A 3112-nucleotide genomic window follows, 5' to 3' on the forward strand; every position below is an offset into this window, starting at 1 on the left:
GATCAAGTCCGGCGCTTCCGATAACGGAACCGCCTGCACCGCCGTGGGCGGCGCAGCCCAGCGGGCCAGCGGTGCCTTGAACACCGTCAGCGCGCCGGCATAGAAGGCGATGAACAAAGCCATGCCGGCGATGAGGCCTGTCCAGGTGTGAACGCTCTTGTAGACGCGAAGGATGTCCGTGCGCATGATTCTCCGGGTTCGACGTACTAGTCCACTGAATCACTGAAATTGGTCGGTGCCTGCCATGTCATGCCCCTCCCATTTCAATGATTCAGCGGACTAGGACAGGCGCGTCAGCGCCAGCGCGCCGAAGACCGCCAGGTTCGCGGCGCCGAGCCACCACCAGGCGCGCGGGCCGCTGCGGAACAGGAAACTGCCGCTCAGGATGCCCAGCCAGACCGGCGGCACCAGCCACATCGCCAATTGGGCCCGGGCGCTCGGCGCCGCGTCTTGCAGCGCGTGCAGGAGCAGGCCGCTGCTGCCCAGGGCAAAGGTGAGCCCCAGCAGCGCGCCGGCCAGCGTCTTGGAAACCCAGTCGCGCCGGATCGCGGGCGCGGAAGACTTGCTCGCCATGTCAAGGACGCCTCAAGGAAATCAGCGCGCCAAGATAGGGCAGCAGCACGAACACCAGCATCGCCCAAGCGCACAGCGTGAAGACGGCGGCCGCCACTTGTACGGCCTGCGCCAGCATCGCCAGCCCCCCGGCCTGCAGGGCAGCGCCGGCGGCACGCCCCGGCCCGGCGGCAAGCGGCCGGGCCAGCCAGCGCTGGTGCGGCGAGGTCAGGTACTGGCTGAGGCAGCCCGTAAAGACGAGTAGCAGGAACAGGATCATCACCATGTTCATCCGGACGAAAATACCAGGGCCGGCTCACATTTCGGCGGTGAGATTCACGGCGAAACGCCGCCCCTGATCGACCAGCCAGTTGCCGCTCAGGCCGTTCGCGCGCGTGCGTTCGTCAACCGGCACCATCTTGTTGGCCAGGTTCAGCACCGCGAAGCTGAGCGAGAAATGCTTGTCGAGGCGGTAACGCCCGCCGATGTCGAAGGTCGTCGTCGACGGCCGCTCACGCACGCCTTGCGCGCCGTTGCGGAACGCGGCCCAGTACTCGGCACCGGTATGGTTGACGCTGGCGTACAGGTGGAGCCGTGGCGCCGGCGTCCAGTCGACCTGCGCGCTGAGCTTGTGCCTGGGCGTCTTGTCGAGCGGATAGCCATTGAGCGAGCTGCCGTTGAACGCCTTCTCGCCGCTGCCGTCGCGGCGCGACTGCGTGAAGGTGTATGCGCCCGAGACCTTGAGCTGCCCGGTGAGCCGCGTGCCTGCGCCGAGCTCGAGCCCGTACAGCTTGACTCGGTCGACGTTGTCGTACACATAGACGTTGCGCCCGGGCGAACGCGGATCGGCCACGCCCGTGTCGTGGCTGGTCACCTTGTTCCTGAACAGGTTGTTGAACAGGGTGAGGCCGGCATACCGCTCGCCATCGGCGTCGTAGCGTATGCCGAGTTCCTCGGTCACGCTGGTCTCCGGCTTCAGGTCCGGGTTCCCGCACAGCGTGCCACGCACCGCGCCCGCCGCGCCACCGGACGTCATGCAGTAGCCGGCAGTGCTTTGGCGCAGCGTCGGCGGTTTGAAGCCGCTTGACACGCCGCCACGCGCCGTCCACGCCTGGCTCAGCTTGTAGACGCCGTAGACGCGCGGGCTGACGTGGCTGCCATAGCGCTCGTCGTGGTCGAGCCGCAGGCCCGTCGTGAGCGTGAAGCGATCGCTGAGGAAGTGGTCGTTCTCGCCGAACAGCGCCCATGCGTTGCGTTTGATGTGGTCCGCATTGATCGGGTAACCGGTCGGCACGGCATCCTGCCGCCCCACGCCCGACAGCCCGGTCCAGATGTGCTGGCCGCCTGCCGTCAGAACGTTGCGTCCACGCCACCAGGGGATCTCGACCCTCCCCTCCAGCACCGTGCCGGTGACAGCGGGCTTCACCGGCGAGCTGCCGACCGGCGTCCAGCGCTCCTGGGTGCCGCGCTCGCCGAACAGCGACAGCGTCGAGTTGCCGAAGTCCCAGCGGCCGTTGTGCGTGACGCCCCAGTAGTCGCGCACGTGGCGCGTCTCGACGATCGCTGTCGTCGCCGTGCCAGGTGTGAGAGGCGCATCGCTCCTGCCAGGCGTGCTGAGGTAGCTCAACTGCTCTCGACCCGCGTTGAAGCTGATGTCCTGGCGGGCCGTCGGCTTGGCCGAGAGCCTGACGTCGACGCTCCCGGTACGCTGCCCGTTCGCGCCGTTCGACCCGCTTAGCGGGTAGTAGATACTGTCCTCGCCGCGATGAAGCGCCCTGCCCGACACCTGGAGACCAAGCACGTCCGCCTTGAGCGGACCGCCGACCCAGAAATCGACGCTCTGCGTATCGCCCTGGTTCGACTCGTGCTGCCAGACGCTGCCCGCCGTGATCGTGCCGCCCCAGCGCTTGGGCACCTTGCGCGTGATCACGTTGATCACGCCGCCCATCGCATCGGCGCCATACAGCGACGACATGGGTCCGCGCACGATCTCGATGCGTTCGATGGCGCTCAACGGCGGCATCAGGTTGCTCTGCACGCCGGCGGTGCCGCGGTTCATCGTCTCCCGGGTGCTCTGGCGACGGCCATCGACGAGGATCAGGGTGTACTCGCCCGGCATGCCGCGGATCGAAATGTCCTGGTCGCTCGGAGACGCGCCGACAATGCTGACCCCCTCGATGTTGCCAACGATCTCGTTGAGCGACGTGTACGGCTTCGCCTCGATGTCTTCCCGCGTGATCACCGAGATGCTCGCGGGCGCTTCCTTGATCGCCTGCTCGCGCTGGCTGGCGGTCACGACGACGGGCGCCAGCGTCGTTGTGCCATCCGTGGGCGCTGACGCCCCCTGCGCCCATGCGCACGGCGCGCCGATCAGGGACAGGCCGGCGATGACGACCGGCTTCCACACGCAGGTTGTTGCAGGAATCGACATGGCAGCGTTCTTGTCCTCTTATAGTGGAATAATGAAAATAAGTATCATTCGCACTATAAGAGACGGAGAACGCCAAAAACTTTGCGGGAGCCACGAAGACCTTTGCCTGACGCACAGGAGCGCCGTCAG

At 66.6% G+C, this 3112-nt stretch carries 4 protein-coding genes; all 4 read right to left on the minus strand.

Going from position 1 to position 3112, the window contains the following annotated elements; genetic code table 11:
- Positions 1 to 186, minus strand: a 186-nt coding sequence (locus tag P3W85_RS23600; RefSeq protein ID WP_276266565.1) for a PepSY domain-containing protein, incomplete at its 3' end; no start/stop codon positions are given.
- 93 nt (positions 187 to 279) lie between these two features.
- Positions 280 to 573, minus strand: a complete 294-nt coding sequence (locus P3W85_RS23605) for a hypothetical protein (protein ID WP_276266566.1) — start codon at positions 571 to 573, stop codon at positions 280 to 282.
- A gap of 1 nt (position 574) precedes the next feature.
- Positions 575 to 838, minus strand: coding sequence for a hypothetical protein (locus P3W85_RS23610; RefSeq protein ID WP_276266567.1), 264 nt, complete (start codon positions 836 to 838; stop codon positions 575 to 577).
- Positions 839 to 868: 30 nt separating this feature from the next.
- Positions 869 to 2983, minus strand: a complete 2115-nt coding sequence (locus P3W85_RS23615; RefSeq protein ID WP_276266568.1) for a TonB-dependent receptor domain-containing protein — start codon at positions 2981 to 2983, stop codon at positions 869 to 871.
- Between the last annotated feature and the right edge of the window lie 129 nt (positions 2984 to 3112).

It is taken from the genome of Cupriavidus basilensis (genome assembly GCF_029335485.1).
GTDB classification, from domain to species: Bacteria; Pseudomonadota; Gammaproteobacteria; order Burkholderiales; family Burkholderiaceae; genus Cupriavidus; species Cupriavidus basilensis_E.

Coding starts and splice junctions, on each gene's coding strand:
- P3W85_RS23610 (WP_276266567.1), bottom strand. CDS start 838: ATGGTGATGATCCTGTTCCTGCTACTCGTCTTTACGGGCTGCCTCAGC.
- P3W85_RS23605 (WP_276266566.1), bottom strand. CDS start 573: ATGGCGAGCAAGTCTTCCGCGCCCGCGATCCGGCGCGACTGGGTTTCC.
- P3W85_RS23615 (WP_276266568.1), bottom strand. CDS start 2,983: ATGTCGATTCCTGCAACAACCTGCGTGTGGAAGCCGGTCGTCATCGCC.